We start from the raw sequence: 25633 nt of genomic DNA on the forward strand, positions 1-25633 counted from the left end.
CGTCATGTCACCGGCGAGCCAAACGCGCGTGAGGCGGAGGCGGGCTCGGCCACTGAACCGGCACGTTCGACGTCTCCCTTGAACAGCAGCCGGAGCCAGCGCCGGGTGGTGGAGGGCGACGGCGCACAGGACCAGGCCGACCGGAAGGACCACTGCCCCCACGGTCAGGAGCCGGGGCAGTGGGAGGCGGCCCAGCACCAGCTGGGCGGTCGCCGCGGAACCGAACATGAGGAAGGCCGCCAGGCCGACCACAGGTGCGAGTCGATGTGCAGGGTGCCGTGGAGCACGCTCGCACGGGGGTCCTCGCCGTGTGCCCGGCCTCGACGAGCCGGTGCGACTGTCGCAGCAGCAGCGCGACGTCCGACGGGTGCAGCCCCGCCGTCGGCTCGTCGAGCAGGTGGAGCGCGTGCCCGCGGCGGGCTCGCCGCAGTTCGGTGGCCAGTTCGATGCGTTGCGCCTCACCGCCGCTGAGTTCCGTCGCGGGCTGGCCGAGCCGCAGGTACCCCGGTCCCACCTCGCGCTGCTTCCGCGATGTTCTTGCCTCAGCAGGTGACTTCCAGCGTTTCGGCGTCGTACCCGGCGCCTTCGCAGGTCGGGCACGGCGCGTAGGTGCCGGGCAGGTGTCCGGTACGGCTTGACTCTTCTTCGATGTGCTGTGCCAGCCGCGCGGGTGCCGTCGGGTCGTTCCAGGTGGGGTCGATGTTGGCGCCGGCCCGTCCACCGGCGTCAGCCGAATCCGGACAACCCTCGCGTCCGGCGCACCCGCGCCCGCATCCTGGCCGTCGCCCGTGAGCTGCTGCCCGAGGTCGGGCTGACCGGGTTGACCACCGCGCTGCTGGCCGAACGGGCCGGCGTCACCCGTCAGACCCTGTACCGGCACTGGCCAGGCCGCGCGGCCCTGCTCTCCGACGTCACCCTGCAAGGCCCCGACGTCGGCCACCCCGAACCCGGCACCGACGTACGCGCTGTCGCCACTGCCTGGCTGGTGAGCCTGCGCGCCGGCCCTACCGTCCCCGCAACCCGCACCGCCGCGCTGGCCATCGCCGCGGAAGCCGACCATGACGCCGACAGCGCCCAGGCCATGGCCCGGATCATGGAGGACCGCCTCGCCGCACTGAACAAGCTCCTGGAACCGTCCGGCCTGCAGATCACCGACGAGCAGTACAGCCTGCTCCACGGCCCCCTCCTCGTCCGCCTCTTCTTCGACCGGGCCGAAGCCACTGACGAGTTCATCGACACCCTCGTCACCCAGTGGCTCACCACCATCGACCCCACGCCCGCGCGGTCTTGAGGCACGCCCCAGCCGCACATCGAGCGCCGGCAGCGGTGCAGGAGCCGACTTCTGATCGACCTTCGGCCGGTACGGCGGCATCGAATACCGGCACGAGCACGAGCGGTCGCGAGCACCGGCGCGAACACGCACAGGGCGATCGCGCTGGTGCAACGCGGAATCCAGGCAGGCCGCAGCGCGGCGACGGACGTCAGTCCAGGGTCGGGTAGTCGGTGTAGCCACGGTGGTCGCCGCCGTAGAAGGTGGACGGGTCCGGGGTGTTGAACGGACCGCCCGCGGCGAGGCGACGCGGCAGGTCGGGGTTGGCCAGGAACAGGGCCCCGTAGGCGATCATGTCCGTGCTGCCGTCCTCGATCAGCTTCAGCGCGTCGGGGCCGGTGGCGTCGGGGTGCGTGAACGGGTTGAGGACGAACGTGCCGGGCCACGCCTTGCGCAGCGACGCGGTCAGGCCGCGGTCCGGGCCTTCCATCAGGTGCAGATAGGCAAGCTCCAGGCCGGCGAGCCGGTCCAGGAGGGCGGAGTAGACCTCGCCCGGGTTGTCCTCGGACATGTCGTTGTACGGGTTTCCGGGCGAGATCCGCAGGCCGACCCGGTGGCCGCCGATCGCCTCGGCCACGGCCGTGACGACCTCGACGGCGAAGCGGATCCGGCCCTCGGTGCCGTCGCCCCAGCCGTCGGTGCGCTGATTGGTACCGGGTGCGAGGAACTGGTGGATCAGGTAGCCGTTGGCGCCGTGGATCTCCACGCCCTCGAACCCTGCCTCGATCGCGTGATGGGCCGCGGCGGCGAAGTCGGCGATCGTCTGCCGGATCTCCGCCTCGCTCAGCTCCTTCGGCGTCACGAAGTCCTTCGGCCCCTCATGGGTGAAGACCTGGCCCTTGGCGGCCACCGCCGACGGCCCCACCGGCACCAGACCATCGGGGAGCAGGCTCGGGTGGCCGATCCGGCCGGTGTGCATCAGCTGCGCGAAGATCACGCCGCCCTCGCGGTGGACGGCGTCGGTCACCGTCCGCCACGCCCGTACCTGACCGGTCGTGTGCAGGCCGGGGGTGTCGGGGTAGCCCTGGCCGACCGGCGAAGGCTGGATGCCCTCCGTGACGATCAGCCCGGCGCCCGCGCGCTGTGCGTAGTACGTCGCCATCAGCTCGGTCGGCTCGGCGCCCGGCCCGTAGGCGCGGCTGCGGGTCATCGGCGCCATCACGACGCGGCTGGTCAGGCGGCGGCCGCCCAGGTCGATCGGCTCGAATGCAGTGGTCATGGTCTCTTCCTCGGGATGAGTGCAGCTCTGCGGCCCGGACCCGCTGGCCCGCACCATGGCATTTACCTGTCCGAACAAGTAAATCACCTGTCCGAACAGGTAAATACCGCGCGTTCATTCTTGGGAGGGTTGCGTGACGTGCATCACGTATCTGTACTGCGCGTATCGCTGACCGAAGCGGGGAGGAGCTGTCGGATCGCCTACCGGCAGATAGGATCAAGTTGCTCGGACAGGAAAGTGAGGGAGAGATGGCAGAGTTCGCCCCGGAAGCCGGAGGGAGTTCCACGGAAACGGGACAGGAGGCCACCGTCCCGGTGCCGGCCGCGGCCGGCAGTGGTCCGATCAGTCACGCGATCTTTCGCCTGGCCCGCCTGCACCGCATGTTCGCCGGACAGCTGCTGCGCCGTATCGGGCTGCATCCGGGCCAGGAGCTGGTCATGATGCATCTGTGGGAGCTGGGTCCCCAGCGGCAGGCCGCCCTGGTGCGCCTGTTGGACTCCGACGCGGCCACCATGACCCGCACCGTCCGGCGCCTGGAACAGGCCGGCTTCGTCCGCCGCCGCCCCGACCCCACCGACAAGCGCGCCTCGCTCATCGAGCCCACAGCGGCGAGCCACGCCCTGCGCCGCGAGGTCGAGCGGATCTGGAGCCAACTCGAGGACCTCTCGACCGCTGGTATGTCCGCCGACGAGCGGACCGCGGCCCTGCTCACTCTGGAACGCCTGGAGCACAACCTCGTTCAGGCGGCCGCCGATCCCGCAGGCGCACACGCGGAGCGTTAACGCCTTCAACGGACAGCAGGAACAGCAGTTCCACCGCGACGAATCCTTCGCCCCGGCAGGTCTCGCACCGCCCTTCGGGCACGCTGAAGGAGAACCGTCCGGCCGAGTAGGCGCGCGCCCTGGCTTCGTCCGTCTCCGCGTACAGCTTGCACACGGCGTCCAACGTCCCGGTGTACGTGGCCAGGTCGGACCGGGGAGTTCGGCCGATGGGCCGTTGGCCGGCCCGGACCAGCCGGTCGAACGACTCGGCCCCCGACGCGTCCTGGACGTCGACCTCCAGCTGCGCCTCGTCGGGTTCCTCGGGTACGAGTCCGGGGTGGCCGCGGACGGCCGGCGAGCACCTGCGTCACCAGCGTCGACTTTCCGGAAGCGGACACGCCCGTCACCGCCGTCAGTACGCAGAGCGGTACGTCGACGGACACGTCGTGCAGATTGTGGCGGGAGACGCCGCTCAGGTGCCGCGGGAAAGCGCGGTCATCGACAGCAGGGTGAACACCGCGTCGCGGAGCGGCCCCGCGTAGAGGTGACCGGCAGGATTTCGCTGCTGATGAGGCCGAACGTCGCGGTGGCGAACACGCCGGCGAGCGCTCGCAAGAGGCCCGTGGGCAGCAGCCCGGGCCGGTTGACGCGGGCCATCCCGCTTGAAGTGCCTGTTTGCGATCCTCGGAGCGCGTATGAGAGGTACTTCCAGCGTCGGTGTCGAACCGCGTGGCGGCCCTGGCCGCGTCAGCATGATGCCGGTGACCGTGACGCGCTACGCACGCTTTGCTGCGCGTGTACGCAGCACGGTCACCGGCATACTGGGGCGCCGGAAAGCCCCGCGACTCCGGCATGATCCGCCGGACAGGCCCCAGACCTAGGCGGCTTGGGTGAGTTCGGCGTGGCCGAACAGCAGCGCGTAGCCGGAGGGGAGCTGGCGCAGGATGCGGGTCAGCAGGTCGGGGCCGGCGAAGGCCGCGACGGCGGAGAAGACGGATCCGGTGTCCCAGCGGGTGGTGGCCAGAGAGGCGCCGGTGCGGGCGGCGAGGTCCTTGACGAAGGCCCAGCCGCCCAGCGGCTGGGTGTCGGGGATCTGGGCGGTGAGGATGCGCGCGGCCTCGACGGGGAGGCGGGCGGCCAGTTCGACGCGTTCGTCGCCGGTCAGCTGGCGTCCCAGTCCCGAAAGGACGAGGCGGACGGCTTCCTCGGCCTTCTCCCGGGTGGGGTAGGCGCCGTCGTAGCGGACCTTTTCCAGCATCTGCTCATACGCCCTGCCGTAGGGCTGCTGGAGCGGTGCGCTGTGGTCGGACATCACTGCGGTGGTTGCCTTTCTGTCACCAGGTCGTGGTGGCCCGGTGTGCGGTCACCGGGTCACCGGGGGTGGGTGGTCAGGTGGGCTGGGGGCGGCCGAAGAGGAGGTCGTAGCCTGCGGGGAGCTGGAGCAGGATCTGTTTGAGGAGGTCGTCGCCGGTGGCGTCGGCGACCGAGGACAGGACGGCGCTGACATCCCAGGCCGCGGTCTGTTCGGTGGCGCCCTCGATCCAGGCCGCGGTCGCCCGCACGAACCGCTCCGGGGGTAGCGGCTCGGCGCTCTGCAGCGGGTTGAGAAGGATCAGGGCGAAGCCCTCCGGCAGACGCGCCGCCAATTGGGCGCGTACCTCGCCGACCAGGTGTGCGCCCAGCAGGGCGAGCACCACGCGGGCCGCGCGTTCGGCTTCCTGCAGGGTGTCGTATTCGCCGCGTTCCTTCACATGCTGGAGGAACGCCTCCCGTCGCACTGTCACGTCAGCTGTCACCCCTTCCTCAGGCCCACGGGCGCGGAGGACGGGCGAGGGGGGAAATCAGGTACCCGTCCTCCGCCGCTGTTCACCCCTCACGGGGTCCGGCTCAGCCGGAGATCTCCTTGTGGCCGGATCCGACGCCGATGGCGATCTTGCGGGGCTTGGCGCGCTCGGCGATCGGGATGCGCAGGGTGAGCACGCCTGCGTCGTAGTCGGCCTGGATGTGCTCGGTGTCCAGCGTGTCGGCGAGCACGATCTGGCGGGAGAAGACGCCCAGCGGCCGTTCCGACAGCTCCATCTGTACGTCGTCGGCCTTCGTCCCGGGCCGGCGCTCGGCCTTGACGGTCAGCATATTGCGTTCGACGTCGATGTCGATCGCGTCCGCGCTGACGCCGGGGATGTCAAAGGCCACCACGTACTGGTCGCCCTCGCGGTAGGCGTCCATCGGCATCGGGGACGGCCTGGACCAGGTGCCCGGGCCCACCAGCTGCTGAGCCAGCCGGTCCAGCTCACGGAAGGGGTCAGTGCGCATCAACATCGGAAGACACCTCCAGGGAGTTCGGGCAGTTGCTGCCAATGCGCCTCACTGACACCGTTGTAACATGTCATCGAATGGATGACAAACGTAGCGTCGTCCAAAGGATGACCATCTGAGGGAGGTGCCCATGACCCCGGCCGACCAGCCGGCATCGTCCAGTGCCGACACTCCGAGCCCGGCGTCGTTCCTCGCCGCCGCGGCAGCCCTTCACGCCATAGAGGACGCTCTGCAGGCCGCCCAGCACAAGGACCCCGGCACCGGCGAGAACCATGACATCGGCCCGGAGCAGGCCCTTGCCTCGCTCCTGCTGCTGCGGCAGGTACGCGAGCAGCTCGCCGGATGGGAGACCGGCCTGATCGAAACCGCCCGCCACGCGGGCGCCAGCTGGGCCGATCTCGCCCACCCCCTTGGCGTCGCCAGCCGCCAGGCCGCCGAACGCCGCTACCTGCGCGGCCGGCCCGGCCCGGCCGGAACCACCGGCGAACAACGCGTCCAGGCCACCCGCGAACGCCGCGCCGCCGAACGCACCACCGCCACCTGGGCCCGCCGCAATGCGGCGGATCTTCGCCGCATCGCCGGCCAGATCACCGCCCTCACCGACCTGCCCACCGCGGCCCGCCAACCGCTCAGCCAGCTCCACGCCGCCCTCGCCCAGGACGACCCCGCCGAGCTCATCCGCCCCCTCAGCGACACCCGCCCCCATCTGGCCACCACCCACCCCGACCTCGCAGCACAACTCGACACCCTCACACCCCCTGACCTCACCCGTCACTCAGAGGCGTGACGCAACGCCTCCCCCTGACCAGCGATCCACGCAAACCAGTTCAGAACATCACGCACCAGCTGACGTTCACGCGCTCCGGAGCGGCGCACGCCCCGCGGTATCCGCGTACCCCGGGATACAGTGCGCGAGACGGCATCCTGGTCAGGGAGGGGAAGCGTGACCGCCACCAGCAACACCCGGCCCGCCGAGGGTGAGGCACAAGCGCCGCGGCAGAGCCGACTGCACCGCCTGATGCGGTACATCCCGCTGATCGCCCCCGTCCTGCTGTGGGCCGTGCCCTGCTGGGTGCTCCTGTACACCGGCCAGCACTGGCCGCTGCCCGTCACGCTGGCCGGCAGCGCCCTGTTCGCGCTCAGCCTCCTGTGCATGCCGCTCGCGATGGGGCGCGGCCATGGCCGGCGCCAGCAGGACCGGGCGGCGATCGTCGGTGACACCCTGCTGGGCAGCAGCTGGGTCCTGTTCACCTGGTCCGTTCTGCTCGGCGTCCTCTTGCGGCTCGCCCTGACCGTGGCCGGCGTCGGCTCGAGCCAGGACCGGGCCCGAATCGTCACCTGGGCCGTCCTCGGCGTCACCGCCGTACTGCTCGCCTGGGGGTACGCCGAGGCCCGCCGCGTACCACGCGTGCGCCGGCTCGACGTGCAACTCCCGCGGCTGGGTGCCGGGTTGGACGGCACCCGCGTCGTCCTCATCACCGACACCCACTACGGCCCGCTCGATCGGTCTCGGTGGTCGGCGCGGGTGTGCGAGACGGTGAACAGCCTGGAAGCGGACCTGGTCTGCCACACCGGCGACATCGCGGACGGCACGGCCGAACGCCGCCGCGCCCAGGCCCTCCCGCTCGGTACGGTGCGGGCCACCCGGGCCCGTGTGTACGTCACCGGCAACCACGAGTACTACAGCGAGGCCCAGGGCTGGGTCGACCTGATGGACGAGCTGGGCTGGGAGCCGCTGCGCAACCGCCATCTGCTGCTCGAACGCGGAGGCGACACCCTGGTCGTCGCGGGCGTGGACGACGTCACCGCCGAGTCCTCCGGCCTGGCAGGCCACCGCGCGCACCTCGCCGGAGCCCTGGACGGCGCCGACAGCGACCTGCCCGTCCTGCTCCTGGCACACCAGCCCAAGTTCGTCGACCGGGCGGCAGCCGCCGGCATCGACCTCCAGCTCTCCGGACACACCCACGGCGGCCAGATCTGGCCCTTCCACCACCTCGTCCGCATCGACCAGCCCGCCCTCGCCGGCCTCAGCCACCACAGCCCCCGCACCCTCCTCTACACCAGCCGCGGCACCGGCTTCTGGGGCCCGCCGTTCCGGATCTTCGCCCCCAGCGAGATCACCCTGCTCGTCCTCCGCTCCCCGCACCGGCCCACCTCGCCGTAACACGGGGCGGTCAATGGGCGCCTCCCAGCGCCCTCGATCGGGGGGCGGCCGCACCGTCGACGCCTTTCGTCGCCGTGGCGGGGCGAAGTAGGCGACCGCAGGGCGCCGCTGCGGGCAGCTTCCGCCCGCCGGCGGCAGGCTGCCCGCAGCGGCAGCAGTGCTACGAGTCCGGCCTCGCCGTCAGGCCCAGGCGACGGCGTCCTCGACGGGCACACGGGGCAGCCGCGGGAACCACGGGTCGGCACCGGGGTGACCGATGTTGACCACCAAGTGCGAACGCCAGCTGGTACCGGCGAAGAACTCCTCGTCCACGCCGACCCTGTCGAAGCCCGCCATGGGACCGGCTGCGAGCCCCGCCGCACGCACCGCGAGCAGGAACACGCCGGTCTGCAAGGCGGAGTTGTAGGAGGCGAGAATCTGGCGCTTGTCGTTCTGGTCGGCGAACGCCGCTCGCAGCATCTCGCCGCGAGCCGGGAAGACCGCCGGCATCTGCTCGTGGAAGTCGACGTCGTACGCCAGGACCGCCACGGCCGGTGCTTGAAGTGTCTTGGCCCTGTTGCCTTCGTCGAGATGCCGGACCAGGCGCTCCTTGCCCTCGTTGGTGCGCACGAAGAGCACACGAAGAGGCTGGCTGTTGGCCGCACTCGGCGACCAGCGGGCGTGTTCCCAGATCATGGCGAGTTCGTCGTCGGTGACGACCACGTCGGCGAAGGTGTTCGCGGTGCGGGCTTCGGTGAACAGCAGCTTTCGCCCGGCGTCGTCGAGGACATCGAGCGTCTGCGGTGCGCGGTCGGTCATACTCACGGTTTCTCTCTGACTTCGGTGTTGCGGAGGGTGCGGTGCCTGGGCGGGATCTCCGCCCTGGCACCACGCGTCGGGGCAGGCTCTGTTGGAGCCGAGCCTTTGGTCGCCAGTCACATGTCGTGTGCTGACCGCCTGGTGCGCTCTGCGCCCAACCGGGTGAAGTAGGCGACCAGTTCGGGGTTGTCGACCGCCGCGGGGTTGAGGACCTGCTCGGCGGGGGCGCCCTGGAGGAGGCGCTTGACGGGGACCTCGAGCTTCTTGCCGGTCTTCGTGTGCGGGATGGCCGGTACGGCGAGGATCTCGTCGGGGACGTGGCGGGGTGAGGCGCCGGTGCGGATGGCGTCTCGGATCTTCTCGCGCAGCGCGTCGTCCAGGTCGACCCCGTCGGCGAGGACCACGAAGAGCGGCATCCAGTAACCGCCGTCGGGTTCCTCCGCACCGATGACGAGGGCCTCGGCGATCTCAGGGAGATGTTCGACGATGTCGTGGATGTCGGCGCTGCCCAGGCGTACGCCGTTGCGGTTGAGGGTGGCGTCGGAGCGGCCGTGCACGATCACCGAGCCGTGGGAGGTGAGGGTGATCCAGTCGCCGTGCCGCCACACGCCCGGGTAGGCGCCGAAGTAGGCGTCTCGGTAGCGGCTGCCGTCGGGGTCGTTCCAGAAGTACAGCGGCATGGACGGCATGGGCCGGGTGACGACCAGTTCGCCGACCTGGTCGACGACCGGCCGTCCCGCGCCGTCGTACGCCGCGAGCGCCACGCCGAGGTTGGGTGCCGACAGTTCGCCCGCCCACACCGGGGTGGTGGGGGCGCTGCCGGCGAAGCCGGAGACGACGTCCGTGCCGCCGCTGGTGGAGGCCAGTTGGATGCCTGCGCCGACGTGGTCGCGGACCCAGGGGTAGGCGGAGGCGGGCAGGGCGGAGCCGGTGCAGCCGATGACGCGGATCGCCGACAGGTCGTGCACGGCGGGGTCGATGCCCAGTTTGGCCATGGCCAGCAAGTACTGGGGACTGGTGCCGAAGACGGTGACCTTGTGGCGGGCCGCCAGTTCCCACAGGATGTCCGGGCGCGCGACCGGCGCGGGACTGCCGTCGTAGGTGCAGGTGGCGGCGCCGGTCAGCAGGGTGGAGACGGCCAGGTTCCACATCATCCAGTGGGTGGTGGTGTACCACAGCAGGCGGTCTCCGACGCCCAGGTCGCTGTGCAGACCGAGGGTCTTGAGGTGTTCCAGCAGGACGCCTCCGTGGCCGTGGACGATGCCTTTGGGCAGGCCGGTGGTGCCGGAGGAGAAGACGATCCACAGTGGGTGGTCGAACGGCACCGGAGTGATGGTGAGGTACTCGGTACGGGAGGCCGCTTCCTCCCACGGGACACTCAGCCTTGTGTGCCCGCCCTCGGGCCAGTCGAGGTCCACGTGGTCCACAAGCACCGTGGCCTTCAGCGTCGGCAGGGCGGCGGCCAGGTCGAGCGAGGCGGCCCGGCGGTCGTGCGTGGTGCCGTTGAAGAGGTAGCCGTCCGCGGTGATGAGGACCGTCGGTTCGAGCTGGGCGAAGCGGTCGGCGGCGGCCTTGGGCGCGTAGTCCTGCCCGCACACCGACCACACTGCGCCCAGGCTGGCAGTGGCGAGGAAGGCGATGACAGCATGCGGGGTGTTGGGCAGGTAGCCCACCACCCGGTCGCCCTGTCCGACACCCAGATCGCGCAGAGTGGCTGCGACGGAGGCGACCTGGGCGCGCAGCTCCCTGCCCGTGATCTCGTAGCCGGCTCCGGTCTCGTCCAGTGCGGTGATCGCGGGTGCGTCCGGGTGCAGGTTGCGCAGCGCGTGGTGGGCGTAGTTGAGGGTGGCGCCGGGGAACCAGCGGGCGCCGGGCATGGTCTCCTCGGCCAGCACCCGCTCGTACGGAGTGGTGGCGTCGATGTCGAAGTACTCCCACACCGCGGCCCAGAATCCTTCCAGGTCCGTGACGGACCAGTGGTGCAGGGCCTGGTAGTCGGTCGGGTCCGGAATCCCTTCGGCGCCCTGGTGTCGGGCGGCCCAGCGGGCGAAGTCCGCGATGCGGCTGCCGGCGGCCGCTTGGGGGTCGGGCGGCAGGAAGGGCTCCGGACAGGGCGTGGAGCGCGGGGTGGTCATGGTGTGGTGTTCCTCGTCAGGGTGCGGGCCGGGCTTCGGCGGGGCGGCGGGCCGTGTACAGCAGGGGAGCCCAGGCGGCGGCGCCGGTGAAGTCACCGGTGCCGGTCGGGACGGTGTCCATCACGACGCGGTCGGGGCGCAGCAGGACGGCGTCCGCCCGGCCGCGTGACAGCCAGGCGGCCAGGGTCCCGTCGTCCCCCAGGTCGCCCACGTGGATCGCGGGTGCGCCCAGTGCAGAGGACACGGCCGTCATCCGCGGTGTCGGCGGCACAGCGGTCAGGACGGCGAAGGAGTCCCCGAGGACGTCGTCCAGGCGCACTCGCCTGCCGTCGTGTCGTACCCAGGGCTGAGGGCAGAAGGTGCCGGCCAGCACGCGGCCCGTCAGCCGGGGGCGGCGCCGCACGAGTGGACCGGCGGTCAGGGCGGGGCTGAGGTCACGGCTCACCGCCGCGGTCATGCCGGGGACGCGACACGCCGTGCCCACCACAGTTCGGCGGAACGCCGCTCCGCGGTCCTGTCCCCCGGTCATTGCCCAGCCGACGGCGACCGCGACACGGATCAGGTGGCGGGCGTGCGGCTTGCGCTCGCGCTCGTATGTGTCCAGCAGGCCGTCGTGTGCGCCCTGTTGAAGGACGCGGGCCAGTTTCCAGGTGAGGTTGTAGGCGTCGCGCAGGCCCGCGCACAGCCCCTGCCCGATGAAGGGCGGGGTGAGGTGGGCGGCGTCGCCCAGCAGGAAGACGCGTCCCCGGTGCCACCGGTCGGCGAGGCGGGCGCGGAAGGTGTACTGCGCCTGCCGGATCACCTCGAAGTCGTCGTCCTCCGATCCGTCGGACGGCAGATCCACCCAGGGGGCTACCAGCTCCCGCAGGCGCGCCCGCCCCTGCGGGCCGTCCAGGGGCTCGCCCTCGGCCATCCGGAACTCCCAGCGGTAGCGGTCCTCGCCGACGCGCATGTAGGTGGCCGGACGGGTGGGGCAGCAGATCTGCTCGGCGCCGTCCCAGCTGTTCACCCGGCGGCTGGTGCGCACGTCGATGACCCGCCAGCTCTCCTCGAAGTGCAGGTCCTCCCAGACGGCGCCGATGGCCTCCCGGGTGATGCTGCCCGCGCCGTCGCAGCCGAGGACGGCGTCGGCCCACAGGTACTCCTCCTCGTCGCTGCCGTCGCGGCGGAAGGCCACCCGCACCGGAGCCGTACCGTCGGCGGGCTGCGTGACGGACACGGCCTCCACCCCGCCCCACAGCTCGCACTCGGGGCGGCGCTTCAGGGCATCGCGCAGCAGGCGTTCCAGTTCAGGCTGGTCGAACATGTTGGTCTGGGCGAAGCCGTGGTGACCGTGCGGGGAGCGCGGGAACTCGGTGATCACGCGGCGCCGGGGATCCAGCAGCCGCAGGCCCGGTGCCGGGCGTGCGGCTGCGGCGAACTCCTCGTGGACGCCGACGCTCTGCAGGATCCGGCAGATCTCGTCGTCCGCGACGACGGCCCGCGGCAGGGGGTAGATGTCCCGGTGGCGTTCGAGGAGCAGGCTGCGCACTCCGTGTCGTGCGAGCAGGAGGGCGGCCGTGACCCCGACCGGTCCCGCGCCGATGATCACCACCGGTCTGCGGGCTGCTGCGGCGCTCACCTCGCGTCCGCCACGGCGTTCCGCTGCTCGCCGAGGTCGATCCGCCCATCCGGGGTGGCGATCGTGGCGGTGATGAGGTCGCCGTCGCGCAGGTAGAGGGGGTTCTTGGCCTGCCCCTTGAAGAACGCCTTCCACCTGACCGCGGGCGGCAGCAGCGCACTGATCTTCGCGACCGGCTTCGGCGGGGCCTTCAGGGCCGTGCCGCCCGGAGTACCGGTGAGCAGCAGGTCACCCGTGTCGAGGGTCTGGAAGCGGGCGAGCAGGGTGAGGGCCTGCGCGGGCCGTACGATCATGTCGGCGAGGGTGCGGTCCTGGCGCGGTACGCCGTTGACGTTCAGCCGCAGCCGCAGGTTCAGCAGATGGGCGAAGTCCTCGGGCTCCAGCAAGGCCAGGTACGGGCCCGTCGGCGTGAAGGTCGGATAGGACTTGCTCTCGTAGAACTGGGTCTTGGTCAGCTGCACGTCGCGGGCGCTGACGTCGTTGGTCAGGACGAGGCCGGCGACGTAGCGCGGCAGGTCCTGCTCCTCGACGACGGTGCCCACGGGCAGGGGTGCGCCCATGACGAGGCCGAGTTCCACCTCGTAGTCGAGGAAGTTGACGTGCGACGGGCGGACGATCGTGTCGTGGGGACCGCTGACGGAGCCGGACGCCTTGCGGAAGAAGGTGGGCGGTATGTCGCCGGTGAACCCGGAATCCTTGGCGTGGCTGCGGTAGTTGACCATCTGGGCGACCACCCGGCAGGGGGTGGTCACCGGGGGCAGCGCCACCAGGTCGACGACCGGCGTGCCGCTGTCGGTGGAGGCGGCGGCCTCACGGACCGCGTCCCGGTCGGCGAGCAGTTCGGCGGTGGTGACGGCCTTGGTGTCGATGCGGACGGCGCGCTCGTCGCGGACGGCCCACCAGCCGTCGGGGGTGCGCAGGACGTTGGTGCTCATGAGCTCATCGCTTTCATCAGGCCCAGCAGGCGTGCGGGGTCGAGTTCGTTGTCGCCGCGCAGGGCATGCATGACCTCGCGCAGCTTGGCCGGGGACGGATTGGCCCCCAGGAAGTCGCGGGTGACCGGCGGGCCCCACTGGGCCAGGCCGCTCGCCGACATCGGCGCCCAGCCGGGCTCGAGGTCGCAGGAGAAGAGGTCGCCGTCGGCGAAGTGCTCCAGCATGAAGTGGTCGGGGTCGCGCCAGTAGTCGAAGAGCTGGCTGCCCTGGATGTGCCGGCCGATCCCCCAGCTGCGCTTGTAGCCGCGCTCGGCGAGGTACTCGCCGCCGGCGGCGATCGAGTCGAGGTCGGTGACCTGGTAGGCGGAGTGGACGTATCCGGTGCCGGGACCCAGGTGCAGGGCCAGTGTGTGGTGGTCGACGGCCAGGCTGCCCTGGTCGCAGCGGATGAATGCCATGGTCGGCCCGCGCTGACGCTGGCCGTCGAGGAACAGGAAGTCGGACACGATCATGCCCAGGGTGTCCAGGTACCAGTCCAGGGTGCGGGCGAACACTCTTGTCTCCAGCACCACATGACCGAGGCGCTGAATGCGCGACGGCTCGCGCGGGGCTCGCTGGGTGGTGTTCGTACGACGGTGGTCCGTGCCGGAGTTCAGGGTCAGCGGCTCCTGCTCGGGCAGCGCGGGCAGCTGCTCGCCGCAGTACACGACGCGGACCGGGAGGCCAGAGGGGTCGAGCAGGGAGATCGACTTCCCTCCCCCCGGTACGTTGATGTCCCGGACGGTGTTGCCGGTGGCTGCGGCCAGCCGGTCGAGGTCGGTGCGCTCGGCCGCGCGGAACGCCGGCCCGACGAAGCGGGACGCATGCCCACGCCGGATGACCATGCAGGGTGGGCCCGCGAAGGTGCCGCGCAGCCACAGCTCCTCCTCGGTGCGGGCGGCGATCGCGAACCCGAAGTCGCGCGCGAAGACCTCGGCCCGGTCCAGGTCCGGCTTCTCGAACTCCAGCCAGGCCAGGTCCGCCGCCTTGATCAGGGGATCACGGGACCGGCCGGGGTGTTCGCCGCGAAGGGCTCCCTGCTCGCTGTGGAGGCCTTGATGGGGCGTCGGCGGATCAGCCCTGTTAACGGAGATGTGGGACATGGTGTCCTCCAAGCAACACTGCTGTAATGAGGAAATCATCAGCTTTGCCAAGTCTCATCGTCAATAGGATGTGGTCAAATAATTGAGGATCTCATCAGTAATGGCACACTCATCGCGACGGCGGTTACACTCGCCGTATGCCGACGTCAGCCCCGCCCAAGAACCGCTTCGAGCGGCGCCGTGCCGAAACCCGTCAGGCGCTCGTCCGCGCGGCCCGACAGATCCTCGCTGAGACCGGGGACACCAGCGCCAGCATTCAGGCCATCGCCGAGCGCGCGGACGTGGGCTTCGGCTCCTTCTACAACCACTTCGAGTCCAAGACGGAGCTGTTCGACGCCGCGGTGACCGACGCTCTGGACGAGTTCGGTCAGCTCATTGACGAGCGGGTGGAAGGGATCGACGATCCGGCCGAGCTGGTCGCCGTCGGATTCCGGCTCACCGCCAGGATGGCGGACTCCCACCCCGAGCTCACGCGGATCCTGCGTGACCGTGGTCTGGCCTACATCCACTCCGACCGCGGTCTGGCGCCGCGAGCGCTGCGCGACCTGGAGATCGGCATCGCCTCGGGCCGCTTCGACTGCGCCAACGCGACCACCGCCCTGTCTGCCGTGGGCGGCACCCTGATGTCTCTCGTGGCGCTACGGCTGGCCCGCCCCGACCTCGACGGCGACGAGACCGCCTCCGAACTGGCCGCAATGGTCCTGCGGATGCTCGGCCTCCCCGCGGACGACGCCCGTGAGGTCACCCGGCGCCCACTGCCCGACCTCGACTGACGGCTCAGCGGGCGCAGTGCCCTGGTCGCGGACGAGACTGCCGGCACCGGAGATCCCGCACGTTGCCGCCACACTGTGCGCCGTGTTCACGGGCTGTTGTACGGCGAAGTGACCGGAGCACTGCAGCGCCGTGCCGGCCGGCACCTGGGGGAGATCCAGGATTTCATGCCGGTGGGGATGCTGCCGATGTCGACCGCCACAGGCTGATCCGGCGGGTGGTCTGCGTCTGCGGGAGGATCCCGTTCCGGGCCCGGGTTGCTCCCGGTTCGGCTACGGCACCCAACCGCACACCGTACGGATGCTGGCCCAGGCCGCCGTACTCACGTCCGAGGCACTGTCACTGGCGCTGACCGCCACGGTGCCGCTGAAGAGCGAAGAGAACGACGTGCAGACCGAGTTCCCACTCGCCCAGGGCGAGACGGCGGTCTTCGCGCTCGAGCGTGTCGGCGGCGAGACCCCGCCGCGCGGCTGCTCCCAGGCCGAGGCGGAGTCCGAGTTCACCGCCACGGTCGCCTTCTGGCGGGGCTGGCTGCAGCAGTCCCGGTGTCGTGGCCGCTGGCGGGAGTTGGTGCACCGCTCCGCGCTGACACTGAAGGTGCTCACCTACGCCCCCACCGGCGCGATCGTGGCAGCCCCCACCACCAGCCTGCCCGAGCAGCTCGGCGGGGGCCGGAAGTGGGACTACCGCTACGCCTGGATCGGCGCGAGCTCTCCCACCTGGAGGGCTACCGCGGCTCGGCGCCTGTGGCGTGCGGCGTGCGATCTGGTGGACTGGGTCTGCGAGCACGGGGACGAGCCGGACGAGAGCGTGTGGGAGACCCGCGGCGGACGCAAGAAGTTCCTCTGCTCCCGTCTCATGTGCTGGGCGGCCGTCGACCGCGCCGTTCACAGAGCCCTGAAACGAGGCCTGCCCACGGAGCTCTACCGCTGGGAAGGGCCGGGACACGATCTACTGGCGGATCCTGGACGATGGCTGATCGCCCACCCGGCGGGCGTTCGTCCAGTACGAGGGCGGCGACGAGGGGACGTTCTCCATCTGCTCCTTCCGGTACGTCGAAGCCCTCACCCGCGAAGGCCGCCTGGACGAAGCCCGCCTGGCCGTTCGAGAAGATGCTGACCTACGCCGACCATGTCGGCCTGCACGCCGAGGAGATCAGCCGCACCGGCGAGCAACTGGGCACCTTCCCCGAGGCGTTCACCCACCTCGCTCTCATCAGTGCGGCATTCAGCCTCGACCGGGCCCTGGGCCGAGGGCGGACGAGGGGCGTTGCTCGGCAGTCACCGTGCGAGCCCCCGGTTCTCCGGCCATGCTGGAGATGAGGGGGGGGTGAGACAGCGGAGGAAGTGATGAGGATGCGGACCGTTGTCGATCTCACTCGCTGCCAGGGCTACGCCCAGTGCGTGTTCCTCGCTCCGGACGTGTTCGAGCTGCACGGCGAGGAAGGCCTGCTGTACGCCACGGCCGTACCCGACGACCAGGTCGAGCGCGTGCGTCAGGCCGCGGCGGCGTGTCCGGTGCAGGCGATCCTCCTCGGGGAAGAGGTGACCAGCGGTGCCCGATGACCTGAAGGACGGCAGGATCGTCATCGTCGGAGCGTCACTGGCCGGGCTGAGGGCCGCGGAGGCGCTGCGCGAGGAGGGCTTCACCGGTTCACTGACCGTGGTGGGGGACGAACCCCACGCGCCCTACGACCGTCCGCCGCTGTCCAAGCAGGTGCTGCTCGGGCAGGCGACGGCGGACACCACCGAACTGCCGATGCGGCGCGACCCCCAGGCCGAGTGGCGGTTCGGGGTACCCGCCACCGGTGTGGACCTGCTGGCCAAACGGGTTCTGCTGGAAGACGGCGAGTCGCTGCCGTACGACCGGCTGCTGATCGCCACCGGAACCCGGGCACGCCCCTGGCCCAACCCTGAGGAAGCCGCCCTGGACGGGGTGTTCACCCTGCGCACGCGCGAGGACGGGCAAGGCCTGGCCGAGCGGATGGCCGCCCGGCCGGATCGGGTACTGGTGATCGGCGCCGGCTTCACCGGCTCGGAGATCGCCTCCGCCTGCCGGGAACTGGGGCTGCAGGTCACGGTCGCCGAACGCGGCCCCGCGCCTCTGGTGGGCGCGCTCGGCGGCACCCTGTCCAAGCTCGCGGCCGTCATGCAGCGCAACCACGGCGTTGACCTGCGCACCGGGGTGACGGTCACCGCCCTGAACGGCAACGGCGCCTTCACCGGCGCGCAGCTGTCCGACGGCAGCCGCGTCGACGCGGACGTGTGCGTCGTGGCGCTGGGCGCCATCCGCAACGTGGAGTGGCTGGCCGAGTCCGGGCTGGCGGCGGGCCCGCGCGGGATCGCCTGCGACGCCGGGTGCCGCGCCTTCAACATGTACGGGATCGTCACCGACGACGTCTTCGTGGCCGGCGACGTCTCCCGTTTCCCGCACCCGCTGTTCGGCTACCAGATGCTGTCCCTGGAACACTGGGGCAACGCGGTCGAGCAGGCCGGGGTGGCGGCGCACAACATGGTCAACCCGGGACCACTGCAGCGCCCGCACCTGGCCGTCCCGGTGTTCTGGTCGACCCAGTTCGGGCTCAACATCAAGTCGGTGGGCGTGCCCACCTACTCCGACCACGTGGTCATCGCCCAGGGCTCCCTGGAGGCGCGCCGGCTCGCGATGGTCTACGGCTACCAGGGCCGGGTCACTGCCGCCGTCACCGTCGACATGGCCAAGGCGCTCGACTACTACCGGCACCTGATCGAAACGGCCGCCCCGTTCCCGCCCCCGCCCGGCGCGGCCGACCGGGCGATCGCGGCCGACGTCCCGATCCCGTCCGACGTACCGGATCCGTCGGGGCTGTCCCACGGCCCGACCGTCGCGCTCACCGGGCACCTTCCCGACCGCCGGCTGACCGTGGTGTAGCCCGCGTACCGTTCAACCACGAGGAGCCACGATGGCCTCCGAGACCTTGCTGGCACGCATCACCGACTACGCCAGCCGCCCCAACCCCTACCCGCTGTACGCGGAGCTCCGCGAGGCCTGTCCCGTGGTTCAGCAGGCTGACGGCAGTTACCTGATCGGCACGTACCACGAGATCGCCGCCCTGCTCCACGACCCGCGGATGAGTGCCGATCCCCGTACCGGCGGCGGGGAAGCACAGCAGCTGCCCTTCCTGCGGCTCGACGACCCCGAACACCACCGGCTGCGCACCCTGGCCATGCGGCCCTTCGGCCCGCCGCACAGCCCCCGCCGCGTCGACGGCATGCGTGGCGAGATCGACCGGATCACCGAGGAGCTGGTGGCGTCCTTCGAGACGGGTGAGCAGATCGATCTCGTCGACGACTTCGCGTATCCGCTTCCCGTCACGGTCATCTGCCGCCTGCTCGGCGTGCCGCGCGAGGACGAGTCGCTGTTCCGGGCCTGGTCCGACGCCCTCGTTGCCGCCGCTGACGTCCGGCCCGGCGCGGACACCACCGAGACGGACAAGGCAGGCGACCAGGCCCGGCTGGAGATGGGCGGGTACCTGCTGAACCTCGCCGAGCAGCGCCGCGGCAAGCCGAGCGACGACATGCTCTCCGCGTTCGTCAACGAGCCGGATCCTGTCCTGCGGCTCACCCAGCAGGAGCTCGCGGAGACGGCCGTGCTCCTGCTCATCGCGGGTCATGAGACCACGGTCAACCTGGTCACCAACGGGGTGCTCACCTTCCTGCGCCAGCCCGAACAGCTGGACCACCTGCGCCGTGAACCCGAACTGCTGCCGCGAGCGGTGGAGGAACTGCTGCGCTACGAACCCCCTGTCCACATGCGCGAACGCATCCCCCACGCCGACATGGACATCGCCGGCACCCCCATCCCCCGAGGGGCGTCCGTCATCCTGGCGCTGGCGTCAGGCAACCGCGACCCCAAGCGGTTCCACGACCCCGACCGGTTCGACCCCGCCCGGGCTGACAACCAGCACCTGGGCTTCGGCAGCGGCATCCACATCTGCTACGGCGGACCCCTCGCCCGTCTGGAAGCGCAGGCCGCGCTCGGCGCACTGCTCCCCCACCTCGGCACGGCACGCCTCGTCGAGGACCCGCCCCCGTACCGGCAGAACGCCATGCTCCGCGGCCCCCGACACCTGCTCCTCCACCTGTGATCCCGGGCAGCCCTCGGAGGATGTGGTCGACTGCGCCAGGACTCGCTTCATCCACAGCGGCGGTGTGAGGCGTCGGGCCGGCTTTCTGCGGCCCGTGCAGGAACTTTGCGTGCGGGTGTGCCGGCAGCGGCATCCCGCCCGGCCTGTCGCACGACGATGCCGGCGCAGAGTCCGGGATTCAGGCCGCAGCGGGCAGCGGACGTCGGGCGACCTCGCAGGCCTCGTCCGGTGGCAGGCCGAGCATGTGCAGGAACATCTGCGCCATCGTGTCCGCGGCCTGGTGGATATCGGCCTCGGGCCGGTTGAACCAGAGCTCCAGGAGCGCCAGCAGGCTGCCGTTGAGCACCGTCAGGGCGATGACCGGATCGACCACGGCGAAGCGGCCCGACGTCATACCCTGCTCCATGTCGCGCCTCGCGCGCGGGGCCAGCCCATGGCCGGCGCCTATGCGGCCGAGCTCGCTGTGACACAGGATCCGCATGATTTCCGAGTGCGAGTCGGCCAGACGTGTGCTGAGCCGCAAGCCGCCGGCGAGGCGCTCGGCGGGATCGGTGACGCGGTGCAGGCGTGCGTCGATGGCCCGGCCGTACTCCTCCAGCGCATCGGCCACGGCCGCGGCGAACAGGTCCGGCTTGCACGTGAAGTGGTTGTAGAAGGAGCCGAAGCCGACGTCCGCGCGCTCGGCGATGGCCCGAATGCTCGCGCCGGTGTCGCCGGATTCGGCCAGGATCCCCCGCGCGGCGCGGACGAGTGCCTGCCGGGTCTCAGCCCGACGGCGTTCGAATCGGTTCGTGAGTGAGGCTGACATCTGGATGCACCACGATAAATCCGACAGTCCTGATGAATCCATCATTGCACTGTCTCGGCCGAACGCAACTGATCGATTCGTCACTACCAGGTGAGGTGGTGGGCCGGTCCGCCGCACAGGTGTTGGCATCGGGCGAGGACGGCGTGCGCGCTTCGGTGCACGGCGAGGAGTGCCGGGCCCGGGGCGGCTGGTCCGGGCCGGTGGCCGTCCGGCCAGCAACCGACGGGCACGCGAGCGCCTTGCCATCCCGAGCGAAGCCGGCACGCGCATCGGCAGCACCCTCGACGTCATGCAGACCGGGCAGGAACTGGCCGGCCTCACCGTGCCCCTGCTGGCCGACCATGCCCTCGTCGACCTTGTGGAGTCGGTTCCGTTCGCCCTGGAGCCCTCGGCACGGATCGGCACGGGGAACGGCCGCACTCATGGAGGCCCATGTCGGCCCGTGGGTCCACCACGACCCGGCGCGGAGCTACATGGGCATGGCGCCCCTCCGTCACCGCAGCCCGACGGACAGTCAGCGTCCCGCTGCCCCGGCTGCGGGAGCCCTTGGAGCCACGTTGTGCGGCGATGGCGGATCCGCCCGGCTAGCCGATCGGCTCGGCCGCAATGACCTGCTCCGTCCAGATGATCTTGCCGGTCTTCGTGTAGCGAGTCCCCCACCGGCGGGCCATCTGGGCGACGATCAGCAGGCCCCGTCCCCCCTCGTCGGTGGTCCGTGCGTGACGCAGCCGTGGCGCGGTGCTGCTGGCGTCGGAGACCTCGCAGATCAGGCCGCGATCCCGGATCAAGCGCAGGCAGACCGGCCCGGCCGCATGGCGGATCGCGTTGGTCACCAGTTCGCTGACGATGAGTTCCGTGGTGAAGGTGAGATCGAGGAGGCCCCACTCCGTCAGCTTCTGAGCCGCGAGGTCGCGGGCGTGCGCGACGGCAGCCGGATCGCTTGGCAGGTCCCAGGAGGCGACGCGGTCCGGAGCCAGGACACGCGTACGGGCGAGGAGCAGGGCCGCGTCGTCGGCAGGCGGACCCGTCAGCAGGCTGTCGATCACTCGTCGGCCGGTCTCCGCCAGGGTCGGCAGCGGGGCCGCGAGGGCACCGCCCAGCCGGGAGAGCCCGACGTCGATGTCCCGGTCGACGGACTCGATGAGGCCGTCGGTGTAGAGGGCGAGGAGGCTGCCGTCTTCCAGCTCGGTCTCGATGGACTCGAACGGGAGGTAGCCGAGGCCGAGTGGCGGTCCGGCGGGCAGGTCCAGAATGCCGGCGGCGCCGTCGGGAGCGACGATCATCGGCGGGAGATGACCGGCCCGGGCCATGGAGCACAGCCTGCTGACCGGGTCGTAGACGGCGTACAGGCAGGTGGCGCCCAGGAACGCGGTGCCCGTCGCCTCGCCCTCGGCCGCCAGCGGAGCATCGATGTCGTGCGCCCCCATGAGGCCGATGACCAGATCGTCCAGGTGGGCCAGCAGTTCGTCCGGAGCCAGGTCGAGGTTGGCGAGCGTGCGCACCGCGACGCGCAGGCGCCCCATGGTCGCCGCCGCGTTGATGCCGTGCCCGGCCACGTCGCCGACGACCAGGGCGACCCGTGCTCCGGAGAGCGGGATCACGTCGAACCAGTCGCCGCCCACACCGCTGGGGGCATCCGCCGGGAGGTACCACGAGGCCACGGTGAGAGCGGACCCTCCCGTCAGGTCCTGCGGCAACAGGTAGCGCTGCATGGATCGGGCCGCCGTACGCTCACGGGTGAAACGGCGGGCGTTGTCGATGCACACCGCCGCACGGGAGACGAGTTCCTCGGCGAGGCGGACGTCGTCGTCCTCGAAGGGCCCCAGCCGCCGGGACCGGGCGAACGTCGCCACCCCCAGGGTGACGCCGCGCGCCCGCACGGGGACCACCATCACCGAGCGGAAGTCGTAGTCCAGGAACGAGGCGCCCAGCGTCTCGTCCACGGTCACCCACGGACTGTTGGTGCGGTCAAGGACCCGTTCGACGAGGGTCCTGCTCTCCAGCAGACAGCGGGTCACGGGCGACGCGGGCGCACGTCGGACCGTTTCCCCCACGGCAAGGGACGCCTCGGGGCATCCCTCACGGACCGACCGCTGGGCCGCACGGCGGATGACGGGGGACATGCCGACCGGCCCTGGGGCCGGCTCCTCGCCCCTCGTGACCGAGTCCAGCAGGTCGACGGCGACGAAGTCCGCGACGGCCGGCACCGCGTCGTCGGCCAGTTCCTGCGCGGTCCGCGTCACGTCCAGGGTGCTGCCGATGCGCGCAGCGGCGTCATTGAGCAGGGCCAGGCGCTCCTGCGCACGCCACCGCTCGGTGACATCGATGATCATGTACCAGACACCGACATTCCGGTCGTGGCGGTCCTTCATCGCGAAGAAGGAGGCAGAGATCGCGCGGCCCCGGTCGTGCACCGTGTAGCCGGCGCCGCGGTACTCGAAGTCCATCACCGGCGCACCGGTCCGAAGAACCTCGTGCATCTTCTCCTCGAAGGCGTCGGCCTCGGCCTGCGGCAACACCTCCGCCATCCGCCGCCCCAGCCGCCGCTTCAGCGGGATCTCGCGGTCCAGCGGCTCGTTCACCCAGACGTATCGCAGATCCGTGTCGAGAACGGCGATGCCGACCGGCGCGTGGCTGAGGAAGGGGGTCAGCATCAGCTGGCTCACCCCGCCGCCCGGCATCCGCCAGAAGGCCCGTTTCGGAGGCCGGCCGACGAACCTGCCGAAGATCAGGGCCGCGACCGTGGCGACCAGGGCGCCCGGAATGATCTCGTAGACGCCCGACCAGAAGGGGCCGTGCAGCGGCTTGACCACACGCCACAGGAGCACCGTGACCGCGCCGGACACGATCCCGGCCATGGCCCCCGCCCAGGTCATGCGCGGCCAGTACAGCGAGAGCAGGACCACCGGGCCGAAAGCGGCCCCGAAGCCCGCCCAGGCGTAACCCACGATCCCCAGCAGCTCGCCGCCTCTCAGCGCGATCACGGAGGCCACGAGGGTCACGGCGACGACGGCGGAGCGACCCACCCACACCAGTGCCTCGTCCGAGACGCGCCGCTTGAGGAACGCGTGGTAGAAGTCCTCCGTGAGCGCGACGGACGACACCAGCAGCTGGCTGTCCGCGGTCGAGATGATCGCGGCGAGCACCGCGATCAGCATCACGCCGGCGCCCCACGGACTGAACAGGGTCCGGCTCAGAGCGATGTACACCGTCTGCGGATCATGGAGCGGTGTGCCGAACCGCGCGATGCCCAGCAGGCCGACCACCGTGGCACCGGCCAGCACCACGACCACCCACCCGGTCTCGATACGACGGGCCGCGGGTACGGCACTGGTGCTGCGGATGCCCATGAAGCGGGCCAGGATGTGCGGCTGCCCGAAATAGCCGAGGCCCCACGAGAGCAACGAGATGATCGAGACGATGCCGAGCGTCCCGCCGCCCCCCGACCACCGGCCGTCCGTGAAGTCGACTTTGGCACCCATGTCCAGCAGGCCGGGCGTCTTGCTGTCGAGGGAGTCACGAAGCGCACCGAAGCCGCCGAGCGTCGCGATACCCACGACGGGGAGGACGAGCAGGGCGAGGAACATCAGCGTGGCCTGCATGACGTGGGTCAGGCTCACGGCCAGAAAGCCGCCCAGGCATGAGTAGACGACGATCACCAGGGCGGTCAGGGCCACCCCGAGCCGGAAACCGGCGCCGAAGATGTGCCCGAAGAGCAGCCCGCCGGCCACCAGTCCACTGGCCACGTACACGGTGAAGAACACAAGGGTCACCGCCGCCGAGACCATCCGGAGCATCCGTGTGCGGTCCTCGAACCGCTCCTCCAGGTAGGCCGAGAGGCTCACCGCGTTCCCTGCGCGCTCGGTGTAGGTGCGCAGCCTCGGCGCGACGAACAACCAGTTGAGGTACGTACCGAGCACCAGGCCGACCGCGATCCAGCTGGCGCCCACCCCGGCCGCGTACACCGCTCCGGGGAAGGCGAGGAACAGCCAGCCGGACATGTCGCTGGCCCCGGCGGACAGGGCGGCGACGAACGCGGGGAGCCTGCGGCCGCCCAGGGCGAAGTCGGCGAAGGTGTGCGTACGGCGGTAGGCCCAGACACCTGTTCCGATCATGACGGCCACGTACACGAGGAACGTGGCCACGATCGGCGCACTCAAGTCGGACATAATCCCTCGCCTGCGAGGTTCATGCATGGCCCTGCAACCGCACGACCGACAGTCGTGATCCCTACTTCACAAATGTACAGATTCCGGTCGCCGTCGGCGGCCGGTGCCGCCCGCGCCGGTGCGGGCACGGGGACGCGCCAAGTCGAGCGTGCGGGCGAGGGTGTCGATCTGCGGCGCAGCCGGCTACGGGGACTCCCCTCACCGCCCGGAACGGCCCGGGACGCGGGCAGCGGCCCGAGGCCGTGCACAGCCCTCGGCTGTGCACGGTCGCCCAGCCGCCGCAGCCGACCCCGACGGCCGCCCGCCGGTTTCCCTGGGCATCGCGTTACCGGTGCTCGGGGTTCTCGTAGTCGCGGCGGCAGCCGGCGTCCCAGGCGGTGCGCTGGTTGCCGTAGGCGGGGATGCCGCCGAGATCCTTCAGCGCCCGGGCCAGGTGCAGCAGGTTCCAGGTCATGAAGGTGGTGTTGCGGTTGGTGAAGTCGTTCTCCGGTCCGCCCGAGCCCGGATCGAGGTACGAGGGGCCCGGGCCCGCCTCGCCGATCCAGCCGGCGTCCGCCTGCGGCGGGATGGTGTAGCCCAGGTGCTGGAGGCTGTAGAGGACGTTCATGGCGCAGTGCTTGACGCCGTCCTCGTTGCCGGTGATCAGACAGCCGCCGACGCGGCCGTAGTAGGCGTACTGTCCCGCGTCGTTGAGCAGGCTGGAGCAGGCGTAGAGGCGCTCGATCACCCGCTTCGTCACGGAGCTGTTGTCGCCCAGCCAGATGGGTCCGGCCAGCACCAGGATGTCGGCCGCCATGACCTGCCGGTACAGCTCGGGCCAGGCGTCCGTCTCCCAGCCGTGCTCCCTCATGTCCGGCCACACACCGGTCGCGATGTCGTGGTCCACCGCCCGTACGACATCCACGTGCACGTCCTGCGCGTCCATGATGGCGGTGCAGCGGTCGACCAGTCCCTGGGTGTTGCTCGTCTCCGGTGAGCGTTTGAGGGTGCAGTTGATCACCAGCGCACGCAGGTCGTCGTACCGGGCCGGCGGTGCGTCGGTGTCGGGCGACGAAGCGGTCACACGGTCCTCCCGGAGTTCCGCCGCCGCTCTGTGCGCGGCGGCTCGTTCTCACTTCGCCAGCGTGCGGTCCGACCGCGGCGGTCGCCACCACAACGCGTCCGAACAGCCACAGCGGTCCACGCCCGGCCGGCGGCGGACGCGTGACCTGGGCGTGTACCCACGTTCGCCTCATGAGCTCCGAGGGCGCGACCGCGCCCTGAGCGGTTCCGGGATCCGGTACGTCCTGTGCGCCACGAGCAGGCCGCGCGTCACTCGGTGGGCAGCCCGCGTGGAGT

The 25633-nt window shown here is 70.9% G+C and carries 20 protein-coding genes and 3 pseudogenes; 9 read left to right on the forward strand and 14 right to left on the reverse strand.

From position 1 onward, the window contains the following. Nucleotides 1-7 precede the first annotated feature (7 nt). Nucleotides 8-620, reverse strand: a pseudogene (locus tag ACZ7HQ_RS31235) (hypothetical protein); the annotation flags it as partial. Nucleotides 621-670: 50 nt separating this feature from the next. Here ACZ7HQ_RS31235 and ACZ7HQ_RS31240 point away from each other — a divergent pair. After that, complete coding sequence (locus ACZ7HQ_RS31240) at nt 671-1291, forward strand: TetR/AcrR family transcriptional regulator (protein ID WP_470997560.1); 621 nt, start codon at nt 671-673, stop codon at nt 1289-1291. 190 nt (nt 1292-1481) lie between these two features. On the opposite strand, the gene ACZ7HQ_RS31245 is transcribed toward ACZ7HQ_RS31240, so the two are convergent. Further along, nucleotides 1482-2549, reverse strand: a complete 1068-nt coding sequence (locus ACZ7HQ_RS31245; protein WP_470997056.1) for an alkene reductase — start codon at nt 2547-2549, stop codon at nt 1482-1484. Between the two features lie 248 nt (nt 2550-2797). Here ACZ7HQ_RS31245 and ACZ7HQ_RS31250 point away from each other — a divergent pair, with 248 nt between their 5' ends. Continuing rightward, on the forward strand, nt 2798-3331 hold the full coding sequence (locus tag ACZ7HQ_RS31250) for a MarR family winged helix-turn-helix transcriptional regulator (protein ID WP_470997059.1): 534 nt from the start codon (nt 2798-2800) through the stop codon (nt 3329-3331). Between the two features lie 16 nt (nt 3332-3347). On the opposite strand, the pseudogene ACZ7HQ_RS31255 reads toward ACZ7HQ_RS31250, so the two are convergent. The 4 genes and pseudogenes from ACZ7HQ_RS31255 to ACZ7HQ_RS31270 all read right to left on the reverse strand — a co-directional run. Further along, nucleotides 3348-3789, reverse strand: a pseudogene (locus ACZ7HQ_RS31255) (ABC transporter); the annotation flags it as partial. Between the two features lie 398 nt (nt 3790-4187). Continuing rightward, nucleotides 4188-4622: a DUF2267 domain-containing protein gene (locus ACZ7HQ_RS31260; protein WP_470997062.1), complete on the reverse strand. Its 435-nt coding sequence runs from the start codon at nt 4620-4622 to the stop codon at nt 4188-4190. Nucleotides 4623-4698: 76 nt separating this feature from the next. Further along, a complete protein-coding gene (locus ACZ7HQ_RS31265) occupies nt 4699-5094 on the reverse strand; it encodes a DUF2267 domain-containing protein (protein WP_470997065.1) in 396 nt (131 codons plus the stop codon). Between the two features lie 103 nt (nt 5095-5197). Then, nucleotides 5198-5629 carry an Hsp20/alpha crystallin family protein gene (locus ACZ7HQ_RS31270; RefSeq protein WP_470997068.1) on the reverse strand — a complete coding sequence of 144 codons (432 nt, stop codon included), beginning with the start codon at nt 5627-5629 and terminating at the stop codon, nt 5198-5200. A 127-nt stretch (nt 5630-5756) separates the two neighbouring features. On the opposite strand from ACZ7HQ_RS31270, the gene ACZ7HQ_RS31275 reads away from it, so the two are divergent. Then, entirely contained in the window at nt 5757-6413 is a 657-nt protein-coding gene (locus tag ACZ7HQ_RS31275; protein ID WP_470997072.1) for a type III effector protein, read from the forward strand. A gap of 156 nt (nt 6414-6569) precedes the next feature. Next, nucleotides 6570-7790, forward strand: a complete 1221-nt coding sequence (locus ACZ7HQ_RS31280; RefSeq protein WP_470997075.1) for a metallophosphoesterase — start codon at nt 6570-6572, stop codon at nt 7788-7790. A 180-nt stretch (nt 7791-7970) separates the two neighbouring features. Here the strand turns inward: ACZ7HQ_RS31280 and ACZ7HQ_RS31285 are convergent, their stop codons facing one another. The 5 genes from ACZ7HQ_RS31285 to ACZ7HQ_RS31305 all read right to left on the reverse strand — a co-directional run bounded on the left by ACZ7HQ_RS31285 (nt 7971) and on the right by ACZ7HQ_RS31305 (nt 14421). After that, complete coding sequence (locus tag ACZ7HQ_RS31285; protein ID WP_470997078.1) at nt 7971-8588, reverse strand: malonic semialdehyde reductase; 618 nt, start codon at nt 8586-8588, stop codon at nt 7971-7973. Nucleotides 8589-8704: 116 nt separating this feature from the next. Further along, nucleotides 8705-10723: an acetoacetate--CoA ligase gene (locus ACZ7HQ_RS31290; protein ID WP_470997081.1), complete on the reverse strand. Its 2019-nt coding sequence runs from the start codon at nt 10721-10723 to the stop codon at nt 8705-8707. Between the two features lie 16 nt (nt 10724-10739). Then, the gene (gene mhpA / locus ACZ7HQ_RS31295) at nt 10740-12344 is read right to left on the reverse strand and encodes a bifunctional 3-(3-hydroxy-phenyl)propionate/3-hydroxycinnamic acid hydroxylase MhpA (protein ID WP_470997084.1); all 1605 of its coding nucleotides are present in this window, start codon (nt 12342-12344) and stop codon (nt 10740-10742) included. Beyond that, the gene (locus ACZ7HQ_RS31300; RefSeq protein WP_470997087.1) at nt 12341-13279 is read right to left on the reverse strand and encodes a fumarylacetoacetate hydrolase family protein; all 939 of its coding nucleotides are present in this window, start codon (nt 13277-13279) and stop codon (nt 12341-12343) included. The genes mhpA and ACZ7HQ_RS31300 overlap by 4 nt, the downstream gene beginning before the upstream one ends. Next, nucleotides 13276-14421, reverse strand: coding sequence for a VOC family protein (locus tag ACZ7HQ_RS31305; protein WP_470997090.1), 1146 nt, complete (start codon nt 14419-14421; stop codon nt 13276-13278). Before ACZ7HQ_RS31305 ends, ACZ7HQ_RS31300 begins: the two co-directional genes overlap by 4 nt. A 137-nt stretch (nt 14422-14558) precedes the next feature. Between ACZ7HQ_RS31305 and ACZ7HQ_RS31310 the strand changes: the two genes are divergently transcribed. The 5 genes and pseudogenes from ACZ7HQ_RS31310 (at nt 14559) to ACZ7HQ_RS31330 (ending at nt 19318) form a co-directional block, all read left to right on the forward strand. Beyond that, a complete protein-coding gene (locus ACZ7HQ_RS31310) occupies nt 14559-15194 on the forward strand; it encodes a TetR/AcrR family transcriptional regulator (protein WP_470997093.1) in 636 nt (211 codons plus the stop codon). Between the two features lie 144 nt (nt 15195-15338). After that, nucleotides 15339-16514 (forward strand): annotated as a pseudogene (locus tag ACZ7HQ_RS31315) (glycoside hydrolase family 15 protein); the annotation flags it as partial. A 33-nt stretch (nt 16515-16547) separates the two neighbouring features. Beyond that, a complete protein-coding gene (locus tag ACZ7HQ_RS31320) occupies nt 16548-16757 on the forward strand; it encodes a ferredoxin (RefSeq protein ID WP_470997095.1) in 210 nt (69 codons plus the stop codon). Then, nucleotides 16747-18102 (forward strand): NAD(P)/FAD-dependent oxidoreductase, encoded by a 1356-nt coding sequence (locus ACZ7HQ_RS31325; protein WP_470997098.1) that lies wholly within the window; start codon nt 16747-16749, stop codon nt 18100-18102. Before ACZ7HQ_RS31320 ends, ACZ7HQ_RS31325 begins: the two co-directional genes overlap by 11 nt. A gap of 31 nt (nt 18103-18133) precedes the next feature. Beyond that, nucleotides 18134-19318, forward strand: coding sequence for a cytochrome P450 (locus ACZ7HQ_RS31330; protein ID WP_470997102.1), 1185 nt, complete (start codon nt 18134-18136; stop codon nt 19316-19318). Nucleotides 19319-19496: 178 nt separating this feature from the next. On the opposite strand, the gene ACZ7HQ_RS31335 is transcribed toward ACZ7HQ_RS31330, so the two are convergent. The 3 genes from ACZ7HQ_RS31335 to ACZ7HQ_RS31345 all read right to left on the reverse strand — a co-directional run bounded on the left by ACZ7HQ_RS31335 (nt 19497) and on the right by ACZ7HQ_RS31345 (nt 25358). Beyond that, nucleotides 19497-20168, reverse strand: coding sequence for a TetR/AcrR family transcriptional regulator (locus tag ACZ7HQ_RS31335; protein ID WP_470997105.1), 672 nt, complete (start codon nt 20166-20168; stop codon nt 19497-19499). 542 nt (nt 20169-20710) lie between these two features. Further along, nucleotides 20711-24295, reverse strand: coding sequence for a sodium/proline symporter PutP (putP, locus tag ACZ7HQ_RS31340; protein ID WP_470997108.1), 3585 nt, complete (start codon nt 24293-24295; stop codon nt 20711-20713). Nucleotides 24296-24620: 325 nt separating this feature from the next. After that, nucleotides 24621-25358, reverse strand: a complete 738-nt coding sequence (locus tag ACZ7HQ_RS31345; RefSeq protein WP_470997111.1) for a flavodoxin family protein — start codon at nt 25356-25358, stop codon at nt 24621-24623. Nucleotides 25359-25633 lie beyond the last annotated feature (275 nt).

The organism is Streptomyces sp. NPDC037290 (assembly GCF_055603245.1).

Bases quoted from the DNA above. Each gene is read 5' to 3' on its own strand.
- ACZ7HQ_RS31300 (WP_470997087.1), bottom strand. From the start codon at position 13,279: ATGAGCACCAACGTCCTGCGCACCCCCGACGGCTGGTGGGCCGTCCGC.
- ACZ7HQ_RS31270 (WP_470997068.1), bottom strand. From the start codon at position 5,629: ATGTTGATGCGCACTGACCCCTTCCGTGAGCTGGACCGGCTGGCTCAG.
- ACZ7HQ_RS31330 (WP_470997102.1), top strand. From the start codon at position 18,134: ATGGCCTCCGAGACCTTGCTGGCACGCATCACCGACTACGCCAGCCGC.
- ACZ7HQ_RS31320 (WP_470997095.1), top strand. From the start codon at position 16,548: ATGCGGACCGTTGTCGATCTCACTCGCTGCCAGGGCTACGCCCAGTGC.
- putP (WP_470997108.1), bottom strand. From the start codon at position 24,295: ATGTCCGACTTGAGTGCGCCGATCGTGGCCACGTTCCTCGTGTACGTG.
- ACZ7HQ_RS31285 (WP_470997078.1), bottom strand. From the start codon at position 8,588: ATGACCGACCGCGCACCGCAGACGCTCGATGTCCTCGACGACGCCGGG.
- ACZ7HQ_RS31310 (WP_470997093.1), top strand. From the start codon at position 14,559: ATGCCGACGTCAGCCCCGCCCAAGAACCGCTTCGAGCGGCGCCGTGCC.
- ACZ7HQ_RS31250 (WP_470997059.1), top strand. From the start codon at position 2,798: ATGGCAGAGTTCGCCCCGGAAGCCGGAGGGAGTTCCACGGAAACGGGA.
- ACZ7HQ_RS31275 (WP_470997072.1), top strand. From the start codon at position 5,757: ATGACCCCGGCCGACCAGCCGGCATCGTCCAGTGCCGACACTCCGAGC.
- ACZ7HQ_RS31245 (WP_470997056.1), bottom strand. From the start codon at position 2,549: ATGACCACTGCATTCGAGCCGATCGACCTGGGCGGCCGCCGCCTGACC.
- ACZ7HQ_RS31290 (WP_470997081.1), bottom strand. From the start codon at position 10,723: ATGACCACCCCGCGCTCCACGCCCTGTCCGGAGCCCTTCCTGCCGCCC.
- ACZ7HQ_RS31335 (WP_470997105.1), bottom strand. From the start codon at position 20,168: ATGGATTCATCAGGACTGTCGGATTTATCGTGGTGCATCCAGATGTCA.
- ACZ7HQ_RS31305 (WP_470997090.1), bottom strand. From the start codon at position 14,421: ATGTCCCACATCTCCGTTAACAGGGCTGATCCGCCGACGCCCCATCAA.
- ACZ7HQ_RS31260 (WP_470997062.1), bottom strand. From the start codon at position 4,622: ATGTCCGACCACAGCGCACCGCTCCAGCAGCCCTACGGCAGGGCGTAT.